The following is a 17225-nucleotide window of genomic DNA, read 5'->3' on the forward strand; positions in this document are numbered from 1 at the left end:
TGATTAATCACAGACCTGCTATGAGGTTTCACAGAGTTTTTGGTCGGACAATTAATACTTCGGGGCTCTTTGTGCAAGCTTTGTGACCTTTGTGGCAAATTAAACAACAAACTCTTGACCTTAAATAGTCCCAATATCCCAACTACTCTTTATGCAACCGATAAATTTGAAAATACGTTTCTTGCTCCTATCTTTATTGCCCATTCTTTTATAATAAAACCTATAGAAACCTAAAACCATGACAAAGACAATCAAAGCGGCCATTGTTGGTACTGGCTTTATTGGGCCAGCTCATTTGGAGGCGCTGAGAAGAATCCCCAACATTGAAGTAATTGCCCTGTGTGAAGTAAACCAGGAACTCGCTGAGGAAAAGGCCAAACTTTTGGGCATTCCCAATGCCTATACTTTTGATGAGATGCTCAAGCAGCCTGAAATTGATGTAGTGCACATCTGTACTCCCAATTTCCTCCATTACTCCCAATCCAAAGCAGTTTTAGAAGCGGGTAAACACGTTGTTTGTGAGAAACCGTTGGCTACAAAAATTGAAGAAGCGGAAGAATTGGTTGCATTAGCAAAGGAAAAAGGATTGGTCAATGCAGTACATTTTAACCTTCGTTATTACCCAATGGTACGTCAGATGAAGACCATGAGAGAAAGTGGTGAATTGGGGGATATTTATAGCATCATGGGTTCCTATCTACAAGATTGGCTTTTTCTCAAAACCGATTACAACTGGAGATTGGAGCCGGACAAGTCAGGAGATTCCAGGGCCATTGCCGATATCGGATCACACCTTTTAGATTTGACAGAATATGTGACTGGACTAAAAGTCACAGAAGTTATGGCTGATTTTTCAACCGTGCATAAGACACGTTTGAAACCTTTAAAGGCCATTGAGACCTATTCTGGCAAAATGCTTACCGAATCTGATTATGAAGAAGTTGACATCAACACTGAGGATCACGCTACTGTCCTGTTAAGGTTTGACAATGGCAATAAAGGCTCAGTGACCGTAAGCCAAGTAAATGCTGGAAGAAAAAATAGGTTGAACATTGAAATTGCAGGTTCCAAGTCCAACTTCGAATGGTGCTCAGAAAAACCTAATGAAATGTGGATAGGGAAACGAGAAACCGCCAACCAGCACCTGATGAAAGATCCATCCTTATTTACACAAGAAGCAGCAGGGTTGATCAGTTTTCCAGGAGGACACAATGAAGGTTTTCCAGATACTTCCAAGCAAATGTTCAAAGAAGTGTATGCTGCCGTAGCAGAAGGCAAACAGCCAGAAACCCCTTCTTTCCCAACATTTGAAGATGGATACCGCGAATTGCTAATTTGTGAGCGTATCATAGAAAGTAACAAAAAACAAGCTTGGGTAAAGATCTAATTTATTGCCAAACTTTAACTAGTATATGCCTTTCCTGAGATCAGGAAAGGCTTTTTCATTCAACAATCAATCCTCATGGAACTCAGTATACTCTTTGAAGATGACCACTATGTGGCTGTAAACAAACCAGCAGGGATGATGGTCCACAGGTCCAGCATTGCCATGGATGATGAACCAGTTTATGCTTTACAAACCCTTCGCGATCAGATTGGATTAAAAGTTTTTCCGCTGCACCGTATTGACCGACCAACATCAGGAATCCTGTGGTTTGCCAAATATGCTGAGGCCGTACCACCTTTTCAAGATCAATTTATTCAAAAGGATATAAAAAAGTATTACTTGGCTGTAGTAAGAGGTTTTACCAAAGAAGAAGCTGCATTGATTGATCATCCTTTGAGGAAAAAGTTAAAAAAAGAGTTACAGGAAGCCCGGACGGAGTATTTGAGATTAGGGCAAATTGAAATTCCCTATGAGAGCTCTCCGAGACATTCCACCAGCCGATATTCCTTGGTGAGAGCTTATCCACTCACCGGAAGAATGCACCAAATCCGGCGCCATATGGCCCATGAAAGGAATTATATTATTGGGGATAATACTCATGGGGACAATCGGCAAAATATCTTTTTTCGCACACACTTTAAAATGTACCATATGTTGTTGCATGCTTGGCAAAATGAATTGAACCATCCTATTACAGGAGAAACAATCAAGGTAAAATCGCCCCTACCGGATTACTTTAATCGCATGCTAGAGGAATTTTCCTGGTCACACTTAATCTAATTGGATTTAAGGTGAGTTTGATCAACTTACTTTAAAATGGATTGACAATCTAAAAACCTGATTTTAAACTCAAATAGACTATATTTATAAAGAGATCATTTAATACAATCGCATGAAAAAAAATTTAATCTTTTTAGCTTTGGCTATTACAGCTTTATTACCCAAAAAAGCTGAAGCTCAAAAATCCGCTATTGACAATTGCATCCTTGAAAAAGAGGCTATGTCCCACTTTAGGTATCTCGCTTCAGACGAGTTAATGGGACGTGATGCTGCTAGACCAGAGATAGACATTGCAGCAAGATACGTTTCAGAGCAGTTTTGGAAATATGGTGCTAAGGCCATTTCAGACAACTATTTTCAATCTGTTCCTTTTAGACTATCTGCTCCTCCTAGTTCAGGAACTCTAAAATTAGGAAGCGAAGAATTGACCCAAGGTCAGACAATATTGGTGCTTGATGGCAAATCATTAGAAGGCAGTTACGAAATGGTAGTAGCAGGTTATGGACTTGAAGAAGACCTGGCAGGAAAAGACATTTCTGGTAAAATTCTGGTTGTTCGTGTGGGTGGACCGGAAAAAATGGGCCCTTCCCAGCTCTTTGCTGCTGGGAGAAAAAAATTAGCTTTAGCGCAAGAAAAAGGAGCCATTGCCTTGATAGAAATGTACAACCTCCCTACTACCCCTTGGACTTTGTTGACCAACTATCTCAATAAACCGCAAATGACTTTGGCACAGGGGGAAAGTCAAGAAGCCGGAATTCCCTATATCTGGGCCAAAGATTTGGATGGAGCGCTGATCAAAGCTATCGACAAAGGCAGTGCAGCAAAAGCAACCGTTGCTATCACAGGAAAGGTTAATAAATCCTTCAATGGTAAAAATGTCATTGGAGTGATTGAAGGAACGGATCCAAAACTCAAAGAAGAGTATGTGATGTTGTCTGCTCATTATGATCATATTGGTGTAGGCTCTCCCAATGCCGAAGGTGATACAATTTACAATGGAGCCAGAGACAATGCAGTAGGTACTGTAGCCATTATCAATGCAGCCAAATTCTTCGCTGAACATCCTCCTAAAAGATCCATTCTTCTTTGTGCATGGACAGCTGAGGAAAAAGGTTTGCTCGGTTCTGCTTATTTTTCTGAGCACCCTTTAGTACCGCTCAATAAAATCATTTATAACCTTAATATAGATAATGGAGGTTATAATAATACTGAAATCATAACTGTCATAGGCTTGGGCAGAACATCTGCTGACCATTATATCAAAGAGGCTGTATCAGCATATGGCTTAGAAACCACTGCAGATCCCTCCCCTGAGCAAGGCTTATATGATCGCTCTGATAATGTCAATTTTGCTAAAAAGGGTATCCCTGCCCCTACTTTTAGTTTGGGTTTTACAGCATTTGACGCAGAAATCATGAAATATTATCATCAAGCCGCAGATGAAGTAGATAGTTTTGATTTGGACTATGCCATGAAATATTGGAAATCTTATTTACTCACAGCTCAAAAAATTGCCAATGCGGAAGATAAACCTATATGGGAAGCCGGTGATAAATACGAAGAGGCTGGAAAAGCGCTTTACGGAACTGAATAAATAAAAATGGCCAAGGAAGATTCCTTGGCCATTTCATTGTTGTTTAATTCAAGTCTATTAGTTTTCGATAGTAATATTACCGGAGCTAACAGCTCCCCTTACCGTTTTACTTGAGTTATTATCTATTCTCAAACTTTTGCCTGTTTTCTGGTTACCTACTCTCAAACTTCCACTACTTGCGGCCAATTCAAAATTATAATTGTCCAAGTTATCAGGCGTCTGAATATGTACAGAGCCTGAGGAGAATTTCAAATCGGTATCCCCTCCTAAACCGGCATTGTCTGCAGAAATACTTCCAGAAGAACCTATCAATTCGCCAAGCTCTCCAATATCATCCAAAACAATTCTACCAGAGCTGATCTTGGCATCTACTTTTCCGGAAATATCCTCCAAAGAAATTTTACCGCTGCTGCCAATCGCATCCACATTGCCTTTCACATCATCCAAATGAGCTTCGCCAGAGGATACTTTACAGTAAACATCTCCTATCAAATCTTCTCCTTCTATTTTTCCGGAGCCCACTGATAAATGAATTTTACTCACATTCAGTTCACTGGCTTTTAAATGTCCTGACCCAGCGGAAAGATCGATTTCTTCATGATTTACATTGGAAACAAAAGCAGTTCCTGATCCACTGTTTACCTTCAACTCAATTTCTTTGGGACCTGTAACACTGATAAAGCCTTCGTTGCGAAAATTGCCCCAACCGCTAAATCCTTTGCTTTGCTCCCATTTGACTAAGAGTTTGTCTCCTTTCACTTCGTAAGTGATTTCTACTCCATTTGATTTATTGGATTCAAGATAAGCGTTTAAGGAAACCTCTGTAGCCAGATCTCTTCCTTCATACGTCACTTCCAAAGGACCTCCATGGATTTCTACGGCTGTAATTCCGTCAAAAACTTCCTCAATATCTGACACCACGGTCATTTGAGAATATGAACATCCTGGCAAGAGGGCTGCCACAAAAACAAGGGCAACAGTTAAGATTTTATAGTTATGCTTCATCATTTTATTTTTCATTGTTCAGGAGCAGGAGGAGTTGATGGTGCAGGCCCTGGTTGTGGAAAGCCATTTGACATCATGGATAGCGTTTCGTGAGCAATTTTCATATTGTACTCATACGCCAAACTTTTATAGTTGACCAAATCCACTATCGTACCGATCAAACACAATCCACCAGTAAATAAATATAAAATACCCAATCCTATCTGGCCCAATACGAAACGGTGCAAACCGGCAAACCCAAAGAAGCCCAATAAAGCCAAAATAAGAATCATTTGACTGTCTTTTCTTCTTGCTCTATAAACTTGCGCAAACAATGAAGCTTGCTCATCATCCATATTTTTAAGGATACCTTGAATATAACCTAATTCCATCCCTTCCAATTCCGGAAGGTGTTTTAACACATTAGCCATAGTTTCTTTTTGCTTTTAAATGTTTTATTAAATTAAAAATTCTCAAAAGAATCACAATCCACGCTAAGCCAGCTAGGGGATGCATTTCCCACGAAGCTTTAAAGTTTCCTTCTATCAACAATTTCATGCTTCTGCCCAGACCACATCCGGGACACCATTCAAATCCCAAAAGGCCTATTGGGCACAACGTGAAATGCTGTGTTGAATCGGTGTCGATCAATAAGATACCTATGATCCCCAGACACCAAAATATCAACTCAGTCGGAAATGTTTTTATTGGATAACTGTTTCTTGTCATTCGGTTTGGAAGATACGAAAAGAATGCCAGTTGTTAAAAATGGCTCTAAAGGGGTTTTTAACAATTTTTAACACGATTTAGATGATCACAAACGGACAAAAAATGATCGGTATTGAACACTATGAATAAGAAATCCGTACACTTGTTTTACTATTATTGAACTCATGTTCGACAATACCAAATCCTTTCGTAATTTAGCTTGACTTCAGCCAAAATATTCCAAAATGAAAAAATTAAGTGCAATTCTTTCCTGCTTTCTTTTTATAATTCCTTCAATATTAGTTCATGGACAGCAATCTTTCGATTTAATCTCCCTTGAGTCTAAAACCTTCTTCGGTAATTTTTCCATAGTGCCAGGCAGTGCCAAGAAAATCACAGACAGGGCAGGATATGACAATCAACCTTGCTTCATCAACAATCTGCAGGTTGCTTTTTCTTCTATTGATGAAAAAGGAAACAGTGATATCATCCTGTACAGTTTTGACAAAGAAAATTTCACTAATATGACCAGAACCTCGGATAAAAGTGAATTTTCTCCAAGATTGACTGACTGTGGCCAGTACATTTCTGCCGTGACGGTCGAAGAGGACAGCACGCAAAGACTTTGGCTCTACCCTATCAACTTTGGTGAACCCGAATTACTTTATGATGATATCGAGCCGGTGGGATATTACGCTTGGTATAATAATATCGCTGCCATGTATCTTTTAGGAGAACCCAATGAACTGGTTTACCCTTACAGCAGGGATAATGTAATCACTTTAGCTGAGAATGTTGGAAGAAGCATTCAAAAAAGACCCAAGACTAGCCAAATCACTTATATTGATCATGGTGCAAGTGTAGTCCTAAATGGAAAAAGTACTTATGAAATTAAGTTCTATGACATTGATGAGAAAAATACCGGAAATTATGGAGTAGCCTTAAGTGAAAGTGATGATTTTGTCTGGATAGATAAAAACACCATGCTGATGGCCCAAGGTCAAGAACTTTACATCAAAAAGGTGAATAAAAACCTGGACTGGGAGAAAATAGCCAGTGTTTCCATGCCTGGATATGGTAATATCAGTAGATTGGCTGTGAGTCCCAAGGGTGATAAAATCGTATTGGTTATGGAAAGGAAAATCGATACTGTAGCCACCAATGCTGACTAATGCTAACAGATTGCCAGTGACTTGGCCAAATATCAAATCAATCCTTTAATTCTAAAGCTGCAAAACCTATATTTGCAGCTTTAATTGATTAAAAGCTGCAATAAAAATATGAATAACTTTATCGAAGAACTGCGTTGGAGAGGCATGATCCAGGACATGACCCCAGAATTGGAAGAACACTTGAATAAAGGCGTTACTTCTGCCTATCTGGGTTTTGATCCAACAGCGGATTCTTTACACATTGGTCACTTGGTTGGTGTGATGACCCTATTACACTTTCAAAGGTCAGGACATAAGCCATTTGCGCTGGTCGGTGGTGCAACGGGAATGATCGGTGACCCTTCTTTTAAGTCAGCAGAGAGAAACCTGCTAGACATGGAAACCCTTGAAAACAATATTGCTGGAATCCAAAAGCAGTTATCCAAGTTTTTGAATTTCGATGATGATAAAGAAAATAAGGCTGAATTGGTTAATAATTATGATTGGATGTCTCAATTTTCCTTTTTGGATTTCATCAGAGATGTAGGAAAACACATCACTGTAAATTACATGATGTCCAAGGACAGTGTCAAAAGAAGGCTTGAAGAAGGAAACGGACTATCTTTCACAGAATTCACCTACCAGCTGATCCAAGGATACGATTTCTACCACCTTTGGAAAAACAAGAATTGCACCATGCAGCTTGGAGGTTCAGACCAGTGGGGAAATATTGTGACCGGTACTGAGCTGATTAGAAGAAAAGAAGGTGGAAGTGCTTTTGCATTGACAGTACCTTTGATTACCAAAGCTGATGGATCTAAATTTGGTAAAACTGAAGGCGGTAGTGTTTGGCTGGACCCTGAAAAAACATCACCTTATGCCTTCTATCAGTTCTGGCTAAATGTTTCTGATGAAGATGCATCCAAATATATCAGGATCTTTACCACATTAGACCAAGCTACCATTGAAGGTTTGGAGAAAGAACATTCAGAAGCACCTCACTTAAGAATACTTCAAAAAGAAATCGCCAAAGAGATTACCATCATGGTACATTCAACAGCTGACTATGAGATGGCGGTAAAAGCATCTGAAATCCTATTCGGAAAGTCCTCAACAGAGGACCTTGCTTCCTTGGATGAAAGAACTTTCCTACAGGTATTTGAAGGGGTTCCCCAAGTGGAAATTTCGAAATCTGACTATGATGAATTGGCTGGTATTTTAGATCTTTTAGGAGATAAAGGCCAAGGAGTAATTTTTGGCTCTAAAGGAGAAGCTAGAAAAATGGTCCAAGGAGGCGGCGTCAGTATCAACAAAATCAAAGTATCTGATCCACAGGCAAGCACTGAAAACCTTGAATTACTTCAGGGAAAATACTTGCTTGTTCAGAAAGGAAAAAAGAACTACTTTATAATTAAAGTAACTGCATAATTTTTTATTCGGGAGGTATATAACCTCCCGATTTTACTTTTTAGCAGTCCCCTATCCAAATAAACTAAATCTAAGTCAATATATTTATTCAACTCACAATCAACCATTTAACTAACTTTATTTAAGGTTTTTATTTAGAAAATATATTTATCTTTTTTTGAGTCCAGTTATCGTTTTTTAAATAAAGTTCAATAACTTTAAACCTTATTTAAATCACGTTTACTTTTTGTACACATGGGAGTTTACGAAAGACAGAAAAAGGAAAAAGAAATACTCGAAGCAGCTATTCGGCTATTCGCTTCAAAAGGCTACCAAAGTACCAAAATGGATGAGGTGGCCAAATCGGCTAAAATGAGCAAAGGACTTATCTACTTCTATTATAAGAACAAGGAAGACCTATATATGGCTGTCACTAAAAAGGCATTTGAGGAATTGAAAGACGTATTTAAGGATACCCAAAAGACCAAAGGAAAATCAGGAATAGACCTGATCAAAATGCTAATTGAGAACTTCATCAGGTTTACTGAAAACAATAGAATGTACCAAGAGGCCATCCTCAATTTTATGGGATTAATGGCACAGTACAATGATGCTGAAAAAAGAACTCACATTGACCCTTTAATCCTCGAAAGTCCCAATTTCACCCATTTGTTGGAAATCCACCACGACCCTGCAAAAATCGGCATTCAAATCATTTCACACGGCGTGAGAGATGGCAGTATGCGCCCTGACCTCCAACCGGAAATTACCTTCTATACAATCTGGACAATGATGATCGGTTACGAGAGACTTCGTGGCCCCATTGAGTATGAAAATAAAGAAATCAAAATAAGTACAGAAAACTGGCAGAATGGATTTATCAAGTTGATCAATGATTTGCTGGTAGGAACCATTCAAGCACAAAGACCTAAAGCTGTTCAAGGCAGCTTATTCTAAAACGAATTTCTAAATCTGACATATTACCTTACAAAAGCCCATTTCGTTGAAGTGGGCTTTTTGTTTTTACACAGGGGATTATGACAGATCACTTTGCCACTAAAATAGATTCAAATAGTTCTATCTCTTATGGGAATTTATACGAAATAAAATATTATGGAAAAAATAATAATAAAATGGCCTACTTATTGAAGCTTATTCTTTAAATTAAAAACAGATTTTTAGTCAAGTTAAACCCTCGACATCCATGAATTTATCAACTTTATTTTCCCTAAACAATAAAATAGCAATTATCACTGGAGCGAGCAGAGGTATTGGCTTCAGCATTGCCAAATTCTTTGCGGCAGCTGGAGCCAAGGTAATTATGGCAAGTAGAGACCAAGAAGACCTTAACAAAGCAACGAAAGCTTTGAGCAATAAAGGATACGATGTTTATGGAATGACTTGTAATGTTGGACATCCTGATGAATTACAAAGCCTTGTAGATAAAACAATAGAATTATATGGACAGATAGATATTTTGGTCAATAATGCTGGAACAAGTCCGTATATGGGACCTATTCATGAAACTCCTTCAGATGTGTTTGACAAAGTAATGAATATCAATGTCAAGGCTCCATTCGAACTGTCGAAACTTTGCTTACCCCATTTGAGAAAATCATCTTCTCCCACCATAATCAACATTAGTTCAATAGGGGCAATTTCTCCTGAACCTCAATTGGGAATATATAGTGTAAGTAAATCAGCTTTACACACATTGACCAAAGCTTGCGCCAAAGATTGGGGACAGCAAAAAATCCGCGTCAATGCCATTTGTCCCGGTGTCATCAAAACTAAATTCAGTGAACCACTTTGGGGAAATGATCAGATCATGGAAGCCATCATGAAACGACTTTCCATTAAAAGACTTGGTGAAACGGATGAAATCGGTGCATTGGCTCTGTTTTTGGCTTCTCCAGCTGCTAGTTATATAACCGGTGCCATTTTCACTTCTGACGGTGGTTACACAAGCTGATCTTTTAATCCTCTATTTCTTTAATTTCAACTTTAACAGCTTGTTTGATTGGCCTGATTCCCCTTCCAGCCCTTTCAGCAATGTAATAGGTGATATGGGCTCCAAAGAGAAAAATAATCACCGAATAATAGACCCAAACTAAAAAAATAACAAGGGATCCAGCAGTACCATAAGCTCCCCCTACATCACTATTACCCATGTAGAAACCAATAAGGTATTTTCCCAATGCAAAAAGTAACATGGTTACAAAAGCTCCTAACCATACATACCTCCACTTTACTTTAGCATCAGGAAGAATTTTATACATTAAGCCAAATATCAGCACCATCAATGATTGGGTAAAGATAAAATTGGTCGCCGAGGCCAAATAAAATGAAAGTCCTTCAAAAAGCTGTGAAACATAATTAAAGAAAATAACGATCATGGCGTCCACCACTAAGGAAACAATCAGTATAAAACCGATAGAAGCCACCATCGAAAAGCTCAGCAGCCTGTTCACTACAAATTTGACTAGTCCTTTTTCAGGCTTAGGTTTGATATGCCAAATATGGTTGATGCTGTTTTGTAAACTGACAAATACAGTAGTGGCACTGAATGCCAATACACAGATTGCGATAATTCGGGCAATGAACCCATCTGTATCCAAAGAAGCGTTATAAATGACTTGATCAAGTGTTTCAGCACTTTCCGGGCCACTTAAGTTTGATATCTGAGCCAGAAGCTCCTCTCTTACTGTTCCTTTATTATAAAATGTTGCTCCTATGTTCAATAAAATAATCAATACAGCGGGCATGCTAAAAATGGTGTAAAAAGCCGTACTGGCAGCGTAAGTCATCGAATCACTTTGACCAAAAGCAAAAACACTGTCTTTTAATATCCTAAAAACTGTTAGCTTTTTTATCTTTTTGATCATAGTATCTTGATTTACTAAATATGTAAGAAATCAATCAAACCACATGCCACCATACGCTTATAGCGTTTACTTTTATCCCAAATCTTTTAACGGATGCCCTGATCAGGATACTTACCTGTAACTTGTCGTCCATACGTTTTCATTTCTTCTATTTGCTCGTCCATATTCCCGTTTGGAACAATCAGAGGACCAATTCCCGCTTCTTTTTTCTTATAATCCAAAAAGCCTATAACGATAGGAACCTCGGCTCCCATAGCCACGTGATAAAATCCAGACTTCCACCTTTTCGCATAACTTCTGGTGCCTTCGGGAGTGACCATAACGACCAACTCATCTGCTTCTTTCAACATCTCAACCATGGCTTCAGTATAGGTTTGTTTACGCTTTCCAGCTATTTTCTTACGGTCAATGGAAATCCCTCCAAGCCCCCTGATAAACCAACCAAGAGGACCAACCATCACTTCTTTTTTTATGGTGAACCTAACTGGAACATCCATGATATAAAAAGCTGACCTGGCATACAAAAGATCCCAATTACTGGTATGAGGAATGGCAATCATTACTGCCTTTTTTAAATCTTTTGGCCAAGCTCCTACTACCTTCCAGCCCGTAAGCCAAAACACAAACCTCGCTAATAACTTCATCATTTGATCTAAATTTCTTCTTGTATCTGTTGACCTAACTTAACCAATACCTCATTATAGGAAATAAACCGCTTTGTTGATTCATAGCCTGCAAAAAATATATCCTTAGCTTTTCTAAGGTCAAAAACCCCATACTGCGCCAAACCTTCCGGCTCAATAAAAAAATCACATTTATTTTTTCTGCTATAAACATTGTAGTTCATAGACATAATCACTGTTCGCTCAATTAAGCTCTTTATATTACTTATGTTGTGATCTTCCTGTAAATGATTACAATTTACACCGATTATATAATCACATCTGCCCTCCAATGGCTCCACAGGCAAATTATTCAAAACTCCTCCATCGATATAAAACCTACCATCAATCTGAATAGGATCAAACATCCCTGGAATACAGGTAGAAGCCATGATAGGTCGAATCAACTCCCCTTCCGAGAAATAGACTACCTTTCCTCTTCTCAGTTCTGTTGCTGCTACTGTCAAAGGTATTTGAAGCCGCTCAAAGCTGTTTTCAGGCAAGTGAACTCTGTACAACTGCTCCATGGTGTCCATCTTCAAAATTCCTGTCCAGCTGATGGCTGGCCTTAAAAATTTGAAATAATTGGTTTTAATAATAATATTAAGGATTTCATCTGGACCAAATCCAGAGCAATACAAAGAACCAACAATAGCTCCTGCACTTGTACCAGATACAAAAGAAGGCTTAATACCTATTTCTTCCAAGGCCTTTAAGACCCCCAAATGAGCAATGCCCCTGGCGCCACCTCCAGAAAGCGCTATACCAATTTTTGTTTCAGATTTCACTTAAAGAAAATGTTTGATCTAGGCGAACTCCCTTCTCAGTCATCTTTACCGTACAGCATTCATTCACGGCATCGTGTTCCAAAAACAAGATGTACTCTTTCTCTGCTGCCTCCTCTAAAAAAGCCTGCTTTTCCTTTAAAGTCAATAAAGGTCTGGTATCATATCCCATTACATAAGGTATTGGAATATGACCAACAGAAGGTAATAAGTCCGCTGCAAAGATAATAGTTTTTCCTTTGTATTGGATTTTTGGAATCATCTGTTTATCGGTATGCCCATCTGCCGTAAAAAAACCAAAACCAGAAAATAACTCAGGCTTTTCCAAATCCAAAAAGCCTAACTGTCCACTTTCTTGAATAGGTAAAATATTTTCTTTTAGGAAAGATGCTTTTTCCCGTGCATTGGGAATGGTAGCCCACTCCCAGTGGTCTTGATTGCTCCAATACTGAGCATTCTTAAACACCATCTCCAACTCATCAGAGCCTTCTTTGTATTTCACCCCACCACCACAATGGTCAAAATGCAAATGGGTCAAAAAGTTATCTGTAATGTCCGATTCATTGAATCCTGCCTTTTTCAATGATCCGGATAGGCTATCATCACCATGAAGGTAATAGTGCGAAAAAAACTTAGCACTCTGCTTATTGCCAATTCCATTATCAATCAATACCAAACGGTCTCCCTCTTCTACTAAAAGACACCTCATGGCCCAAGTACATAAATTATTCTCATCAGCAGGGTTGGTTCTTTGCCAAAGGGATTTGGGCACAACTCCAAACATGGCCCCTCCGTCTAGTTTAAAAAAACCTGTATTGATTACGTGTAGTTTCATGATAATTTATTAATTATAAAAAACTGATAAACAATAAATTAAATGGAATAATTTAAAGTGAATTAGACAAAAAAACCTCTGTTTTAGCAGAGGTTTTTTGTATATATCTTGGTAGTATTTACTCATTTACTACCCCCATTTGAGAGAATTTATTGATCCTTTCTTCAATTCTCTTCTCAGGTTTTATTTTATCCAATTCTTTGAGAGCTGCCAAAATACTTTTCTTCAAAATACCGGCCATCCCCTTCATGTCCTTGTGTGCTCCACCTAGTGGCTCAGGTATGATACCATCTACTAACTTATTATTTTGCATATCAGTAGCTGTCAATTTCAAAGACTCTGCGGCTTGCTCCTTGTAATCCCAACTTCTCCACAAAATAGTGGAACAGTTTTCAGGAGAAATCACAGAATACCATGAGTTTTCAAGCATCATCACCCTATCTCCAATGGCAATTCCAAGCGCACCACCAGATGCTCCCTCACCAATGATGATACAAATTACAGGCACTTTCAGCATAAACATCTCCTTGATATTTCTAGCAATGGCCTCTCCTTGCCCTCTTTCCTCTGCCTCTAAACCAGGAAAAGCACCTGGAGTATCAATTAAAGTCACAATAGGCTTCCCAAACTTCTCCGCCATTTTCATCAAACGAAGCGCTTTACGGTAGCCCTCTGGATTGGCCATACCAAAATTACGCTCTTGACGCTGTTTAGTATTACGTCCTTTTTGCTGACCTATGAACATCACTGTTCTTCCATCTATATCTCCCAAGCCACCAATCATAGCTTTATCATCCTTTACATTTCTATCCCCATGAAGCTCTATAAAATCATTGGTGATTTCATAAATGTAATCCAAGGCATATGGTCGATCAGCATGTCTTGAGAGTTGAACCCTCTGCCATCTGGTTAAATTTTGGAACGTTTCCTTTTTCAAAGTTTGTATTTTTTCTTCCAAAGACTGAATATCGGCAGACAAATCAAGTTTCTTACCTTCAGCCAATCCTTTCATTTCCTGAAGTTTAAGCTCTAAATCAGCAATCGGCTTTTCAAATTCTAAGACCATGTTTTCATTTTTTAACCATGACAAAGATAAAAAGATTATCGCGAAGTAAAATCATTGACTCCCTTGTCTTTCAAATTATGGCCCTTCTCATCAAAATTTATCTTAGAAAGATAATTATAAATGTTTTAATATCAACCTTTTAGTTTTGGGATAGAGGCAATTACTTTTTAAGTAATTTTTCTGAAAATTGTCTTCACTCTTTGAACGATAAATTATATATCCAATTAGATGTTCTCTTTACCATAAACCCCTTTGGCAATAACTTGTTTCTCTCCAATGCCTGTCTGCTTTAATATCCTTAAAGCTTCTGGCTGAGTAAGGCTGGTTTCCTTAACCTGTTCCTTTTTAAAGATAATTAAGTTTCCTGACCAAGGATCTGGTGAGCCTGGCACAAATACCAACTTATCCCCATCTGGCAGATCATCAATTAGAAAGGCCAACATCAAACCATCAATGGGAACCAGCACTACAGGGAGTTTATCGTTTTTGGTAATCCCGGCAGCTGATTCAAAAGTATTCTTCATCAACCTGTAGGCGGGGAACATCACCAAAATGTGATTTTCAATCCACCTCACAAAATCCGCACCGATTACCGATGAAGCCATCAAGCCAAAAACAAAACATATGATCACCAAGAGAATCACTGCCACGACATAGCTGAAATCCAGAAAGTTTTCTTGGGCAGGATCCATTACTCCAGCCAGTTTGTTGGCCAATGGTTGTATGAGATGGATGGCCTTTCCCAGCAACATATATGCAAGTACTAAAGGGATCAGAAAAAAAAGACCTCCCTTCAAGGTCTTGTTGACAAAATCCAATATTAATTTCATAGCGTTTGGGTAAGTAAAAATGATTAATCTGTAAGTAGTATTTTATCTAAAATAATCAAGTTTTGAGCGAATTGCATGCGCTAGCCTGATAAATATACCCTTTTCAAAAATTATTTTGGATCAAACGGAAAAGTTGAGGATACAAGAATATTTTGATAGCTAAATGCCTCCATTACCATCTTTCATTTCTGTCCGTGGTTAAAAATAACTTTAAGGTAGAGGACCATTAAAGCTTAACACCGATATACCTCTCTTATAAAAATATTGCTTGATCCAGAAATTTAACTTGATCGCTATTTCCGAATCTTAACATAAGTCTGCTTAAAACCAAAAAAGCCTTACATTGCTGTAAGGCTTTTGCGGAATGGACGGGACTCGAACCCGCGACCTCCTGCGTGACAGGCAGGCATTCTAACCAACTGAACTACCACTCCTAATGATTGGAATTTTTTAAGAAATTAAGCGGAATGGACGGGACTCGAACCCGCGACCTCCTGCGTGACAGGCAGGCATTCTAACCAACTGAACTACCACTCCGTATTGCTTTTTATGTTTTCTTCTCGTTTGAAGTGATGCAAAGGTAGTAGTTCTTATTTTTAATGCAAAACCTCTTTAGAAAAAAAAAGACCCCAAAGCCTTACCTTCCTCTTTTTCAGGTTAATAATTTTCAAAAAAAAGTTAATGTAAACCCGTTCTGACCGTTTTTAATCCTTCAATAGATGTTTTATGGTCTTTTTACTTTCTTAAAATTCCTAATTCACTAAACATTCAATTAATTTCACTAAGCATAATTATGCCCGTATATTTGCTGTCTGTAAAATTCAGCTTCATCTAAATATGAATCCAGTTACTTTTGAGGGTATTAATACCGCAAGCCAGGTTTTAAGTGATGTCACCAACTTCACCCCTTTACAATTCAATGAACAGCTAAGCGAAGACTATGGCTGCAATGTTTATTTAAAGAGAGAAGACCTTCAACCTGTAAGATCATATAAAATAAGAGGAGCTTATAATAAGATTTTTTCATTGACTGAAGAAGAAAAATCAAGAGGGGTTGTATGTGCTAGTGCCGGAAATCACGCCCAAGGAGTTGCTTTTGCTTGCAAAAAGTTGGGGATCAAAGGAACTATCTTCATTCCTTCCACTACCCCCGCCCAAAAAATCAACCGAATGAAATTGTTTGGTAAAGAAATGGTCGAGGTTGTGGTAAGCGGAGATACCTATGACGATGCTTTCAAAACAGCATCAGACTATTGTTCCAATAAAGGTGCCGTATTTGTTCACCCATTTGATGATCATAAAGTTATAGAAGGCCAGGGAACCGTGGGAAAGGAAATTTTAGAGGCAGCCAATTTTCCTGTGGATTTTCTGTTTCTTCCTATTGGAGGTGGTGGTTTATCCGCTGGAGTTTCTACCTATTTTGGCCGAAAAAGCCCCGAAACAAAGATAATAGGAACTGAACCTGAAGGCGCCCCCAGCATGTTGACTTCAATTCAAAACTACAAAAATACCATTCTGGAGGAAATAGATGGCTTTGTAGATGGCGCAGCGGTCAAAAAAGTAGGTGATCTTACTTTTGCTATTTGCCAAAAAAACCTGGACGAAATGCTTTTGGTGCCTGAAGGAAGAATTTGTACCACGATCCTAAACCTCTATAACAATGAAGGAATAGTGGTAGAACCTGCTGGTGCGATGACTTTGGCAGCACTTTCTCTTTATGATAAGGAAAAGATCAAAGGTAAAAATGTGGTTTGTGTTGTTAGTGGTGGCAACAATGACATTATGAGAACTGCTGAGATCAAAGAAAGATCATTGATATATGAAGGATTGAAGCATTACTTTATGATTCAGTTTCCACAGCGTCCAGGAGCCCTTAAAGACTTTGTTTCCAAAATTTTGGGACCAAATGATGACATCGCCTATTTTCAGTTTACCAAAAAGAATAACAGGGAAAATGGTCCAGCAGTGGTTGGAATTGAACTGAAAAACCCTAATGACCTTTCTGAAATATTTGAGAGGTTAAAAGAAAATAGGTTCAAATATAATTACCTGAATGACAACCTTGACTTACTAACACTGTTGATGTAATTAAACAATCTGATTTTCCGCAATGACGCCAGTAACCATACATTCTTTGCTTAAGTGGTCGGA

The 17225-nt window shown here is 38.5% G+C and carries 17 protein-coding genes and 2 tRNA genes; 8 read left to right on the plus strand and 11 right to left on the minus strand.

Features of this window, described 5'->3' with window-relative positions; translation table 11 throughout:
• Positions 1–238 precede the first annotated feature (238 nt).
• The 3 genes from IFO69_RS11590 to IFO69_RS11600 all read left to right on the plus strand — a co-directional run bounded on the left by IFO69_RS11590 (position 239) and on the right by IFO69_RS11600 (position 3761).
• Positions 239–1387, plus strand: a complete 1149-nt coding sequence (locus tag IFO69_RS11590) for a Gfo/Idh/MocA family protein (protein ID WP_192010262.1) — start codon at positions 239–241, stop codon at positions 1385–1387.
• 75 nt (positions 1388–1462) lie between these two features.
• A complete protein-coding gene (locus IFO69_RS11595) occupies positions 1463–2167 on the plus strand; it encodes a pseudouridine synthase (protein ID WP_192010263.1) in 705 nt (234 codons plus the stop codon).
• Between the two features lie 112 nt (positions 2168–2279).
• Positions 2280–3761 (plus strand): M28 family peptidase, encoded by a 1482-nt coding sequence (locus IFO69_RS11600; protein ID WP_192010264.1) that lies wholly within the window; start codon positions 2280–2282, stop codon positions 3759–3761.
• A 57-nt stretch (positions 3762–3818) separates the two neighbouring features.
• Here IFO69_RS11600 and IFO69_RS11605 read toward each other — a convergent pair whose 3' ends face one another.
• Genes IFO69_RS11605 through IFO69_RS11615 form a run of 3 tightly spaced genes read right to left on the minus strand, consistent with a single transcriptional unit; the run spans position 3819 to position 5474 of the window.
• On the minus strand, positions 3819–4769 hold the full coding sequence (locus tag IFO69_RS11605; protein WP_225444103.1) for a DUF4097 family beta strand repeat-containing protein: 951 nt from the start codon (positions 4767–4769) through the stop codon (positions 3819–3821).
• A gap of 8 nt (positions 4770–4777) precedes the next feature.
• Positions 4778–5176, minus strand: coding sequence for a TM2 domain-containing protein (locus tag IFO69_RS11610; protein WP_192010266.1), 399 nt, complete (start codon positions 5174–5176; stop codon positions 4778–4780).
• A complete protein-coding gene (locus tag IFO69_RS11615) occupies positions 5169–5474 on the minus strand; it encodes a DUF2752 domain-containing protein (RefSeq protein WP_192010267.1) in 306 nt (101 codons plus the stop codon). Before IFO69_RS11615 ends, IFO69_RS11610 begins: the two co-directional genes overlap by 8 nt.
• Positions 5475–5698: 224 nt before the next feature.
• Between IFO69_RS11615 and IFO69_RS11620 the strand changes: the two genes are divergently transcribed.
• From IFO69_RS11620 to IFO69_RS11635, 4 genes are all read left to right on the plus strand, one after another.
• Positions 5699–6625, plus strand: coding sequence for a TolB-like translocation protein (locus tag IFO69_RS11620; protein WP_192010268.1), 927 nt, complete (start codon positions 5699–5701; stop codon positions 6623–6625).
• Between the two features lie 108 nt (positions 6626–6733).
• Positions 6734–8032 carry a tyrosine--tRNA ligase gene (gene tyrS, locus IFO69_RS11625; RefSeq protein ID WP_192010269.1) on the plus strand — a complete coding sequence of 433 codons (1299 nt, stop codon included), beginning with the start codon at positions 6734–6736 and terminating at the stop codon, positions 8030–8032.
• Positions 8033–8266: 234 nt separating this feature from the next.
• Positions 8267–8968: a TetR/AcrR family transcriptional regulator gene (locus IFO69_RS11630; RefSeq protein ID WP_192010270.1), complete on the plus strand. Its 702-nt coding sequence runs from the start codon at positions 8267–8269 to the stop codon at positions 8966–8968.
• Between the two features lie 247 nt (positions 8969–9215).
• A complete protein-coding gene (locus tag IFO69_RS11635; protein WP_192010271.1) occupies positions 9216–9983 on the plus strand; it encodes an SDR family NAD(P)-dependent oxidoreductase in 768 nt (255 codons plus the stop codon).
• A gap of 4 nt (positions 9984–9987) precedes the next feature.
• Here the strand turns inward: IFO69_RS11635 and IFO69_RS11640 are convergent, their stop codons facing one another.
• From IFO69_RS11640 to IFO69_RS11675, 8 genes are all read right to left on the minus strand, one after another.
• A complete protein-coding gene (locus tag IFO69_RS11640; RefSeq protein WP_192010272.1) occupies positions 9988–10896 on the minus strand; it encodes a YihY/virulence factor BrkB family protein in 909 nt (302 codons plus the stop codon).
• A gap of 86 nt (positions 10897–10982) precedes the next feature.
• On the minus strand, positions 10983–11543 hold the full coding sequence (locus tag IFO69_RS11645; RefSeq protein WP_192010273.1) for a 1-acyl-sn-glycerol-3-phosphate acyltransferase: 561 nt from the start codon (positions 11541–11543) through the stop codon (positions 10983–10985).
• Positions 11544–11548: 5 nt separating this feature from the next.
• The gene (locus IFO69_RS11650) at positions 11549–12346 is read right to left on the minus strand and encodes a patatin-like phospholipase family protein (protein WP_192010274.1); all 798 of its coding nucleotides are present in this window, start codon (positions 12344–12346) and stop codon (positions 11549–11551) included.
• On the minus strand, positions 12336–13178 hold the full coding sequence (locus tag IFO69_RS11655; RefSeq protein ID WP_192010275.1) for an MBL fold metallo-hydrolase: 843 nt from the start codon (positions 13176–13178) through the stop codon (positions 12336–12338). The genes IFO69_RS11650 and IFO69_RS11655 overlap by 11 nt, the downstream gene beginning before the upstream one ends.
• 118 nt (positions 13179–13296) lie before the next feature.
• The gene (locus IFO69_RS11660; RefSeq protein WP_192010276.1) at positions 13297–14244 is read right to left on the minus strand and encodes an acetyl-CoA carboxylase carboxyltransferase subunit alpha; all 948 of its coding nucleotides are present in this window, start codon (positions 14242–14244) and stop codon (positions 13297–13299) included.
• A gap of 224 nt (positions 14245–14468) precedes the next feature.
• Positions 14469–15074, minus strand: coding sequence for a DUF502 domain-containing protein (locus IFO69_RS11665; RefSeq protein ID WP_192010277.1), 606 nt, complete (start codon positions 15072–15074; stop codon positions 14469–14471).
• A 360-nt stretch (positions 15075–15434) separates the two neighbouring features.
• Positions 15435–15508: transfer RNA gene (locus IFO69_RS11670), tRNA-Asp, on the minus strand.
• Between the two features lie 29 nt (positions 15509–15537).
• Positions 15538–15611 (minus strand) — tRNA-Asp (locus IFO69_RS11675).
• A 300-nt stretch (positions 15612–15911) separates the two neighbouring features.
• Here IFO69_RS11675 and ilvA point away from each other — a divergent pair.
• The gene (ilvA, locus tag IFO69_RS11680; protein ID WP_192010278.1) at positions 15912–17162 is read left to right on the plus strand and encodes a threonine ammonia-lyase IlvA; all 1251 of its coding nucleotides are present in this window, start codon (positions 15912–15914) and stop codon (positions 17160–17162) included.
• Positions 17163–17225: the final 63 nt, after the last annotated feature.

The organism is Echinicola arenosa (genome assembly GCF_014841125.1).
In the GTDB taxonomy this organism is placed as follows: domain Bacteria; phylum Bacteroidota; class Bacteroidia; order Cytophagales; family Cyclobacteriaceae; genus Echinicola; species Echinicola arenosa.

Excerpts from the sequence above, each read along its gene's own strand:
- IFO69_RS11590 (WP_192010262.1), top strand. The coding sequence starts at position 239 with ATGACAAAGACAATCAAAGCGGCCATTGTTGGTACTGGCTTTATTGGG.
- IFO69_RS11595 (WP_192010263.1), top strand. The coding sequence starts at position 1,463 with ATGGAACTCAGTATACTCTTTGAAGATGACCACTATGTGGCTGTAAAC.
- IFO69_RS11600 (WP_192010264.1), top strand. The coding sequence starts at position 2,280 with ATGAAAAAAAATTTAATCTTTTTAGCTTTGGCTATTACAGCTTTATTA.
- IFO69_RS11605 (WP_225444103.1), bottom strand. The coding sequence starts at position 4,769 with ATGATGAAGCATAACTATAAAATCTTAACTGTTGCCCTTGTTTTTGTG.
- IFO69_RS11610 (WP_192010266.1), bottom strand. The coding sequence starts at position 5,176 with ATGGCTAATGTGTTAAAACACCTTCCGGAATTGGAAGGGATGGAATTA.
- IFO69_RS11615 (WP_192010267.1), bottom strand. The coding sequence starts at position 5,474 with ATGACAAGAAACAGTTATCCAATAAAAACATTTCCGACTGAGTTGATA.
- IFO69_RS11620 (WP_192010268.1), top strand. The coding sequence starts at position 5,699 with ATGAAAAAATTAAGTGCAATTCTTTCCTGCTTTCTTTTTATAATTCCT.
- tyrS (WP_192010269.1), top strand. The coding sequence starts at position 6,734 with ATGAATAACTTTATCGAAGAACTGCGTTGGAGAGGCATGATCCAGGAC.
- IFO69_RS11630 (WP_192010270.1), top strand. The coding sequence starts at position 8,267 with ATGGGAGTTTACGAAAGACAGAAAAAGGAAAAAGAAATACTCGAAGCA.
- IFO69_RS11635 (WP_192010271.1), top strand. The coding sequence starts at position 9,216 with ATGAATTTATCAACTTTATTTTCCCTAAACAATAAAATAGCAATTATC.
- IFO69_RS11640 (WP_192010272.1), bottom strand. The coding sequence starts at position 10,896 with ATGATCAAAAAGATAAAAAAGCTAACAGTTTTTAGGATATTAAAAGAC.
- IFO69_RS11645 (WP_192010273.1), bottom strand. The coding sequence starts at position 11,543 with ATGATGAAGTTATTAGCGAGGTTTGTGTTTTGGCTTACGGGCTGGAAG.
- IFO69_RS11655 (WP_192010275.1), bottom strand. The coding sequence starts at position 13,178 with ATGAAACTACACGTAATCAATACAGGTTTTTTTAAACTAGACGGAGGG.
- IFO69_RS11660 (WP_192010276.1), bottom strand. The coding sequence starts at position 14,244 with ATGGTCTTAGAATTTGAAAAGCCGATTGCTGATTTAGAGCTTAAACTT.
- IFO69_RS11665 (WP_192010277.1), bottom strand. The coding sequence starts at position 15,074 with ATGAAATTAATATTGGATTTTGTCAACAAGACCTTGAAGGGAGGTCTT.
- ilvA (WP_192010278.1), top strand. The coding sequence starts at position 15,912 with ATGAATCCAGTTACTTTTGAGGGTATTAATACCGCAAGCCAGGTTTTA.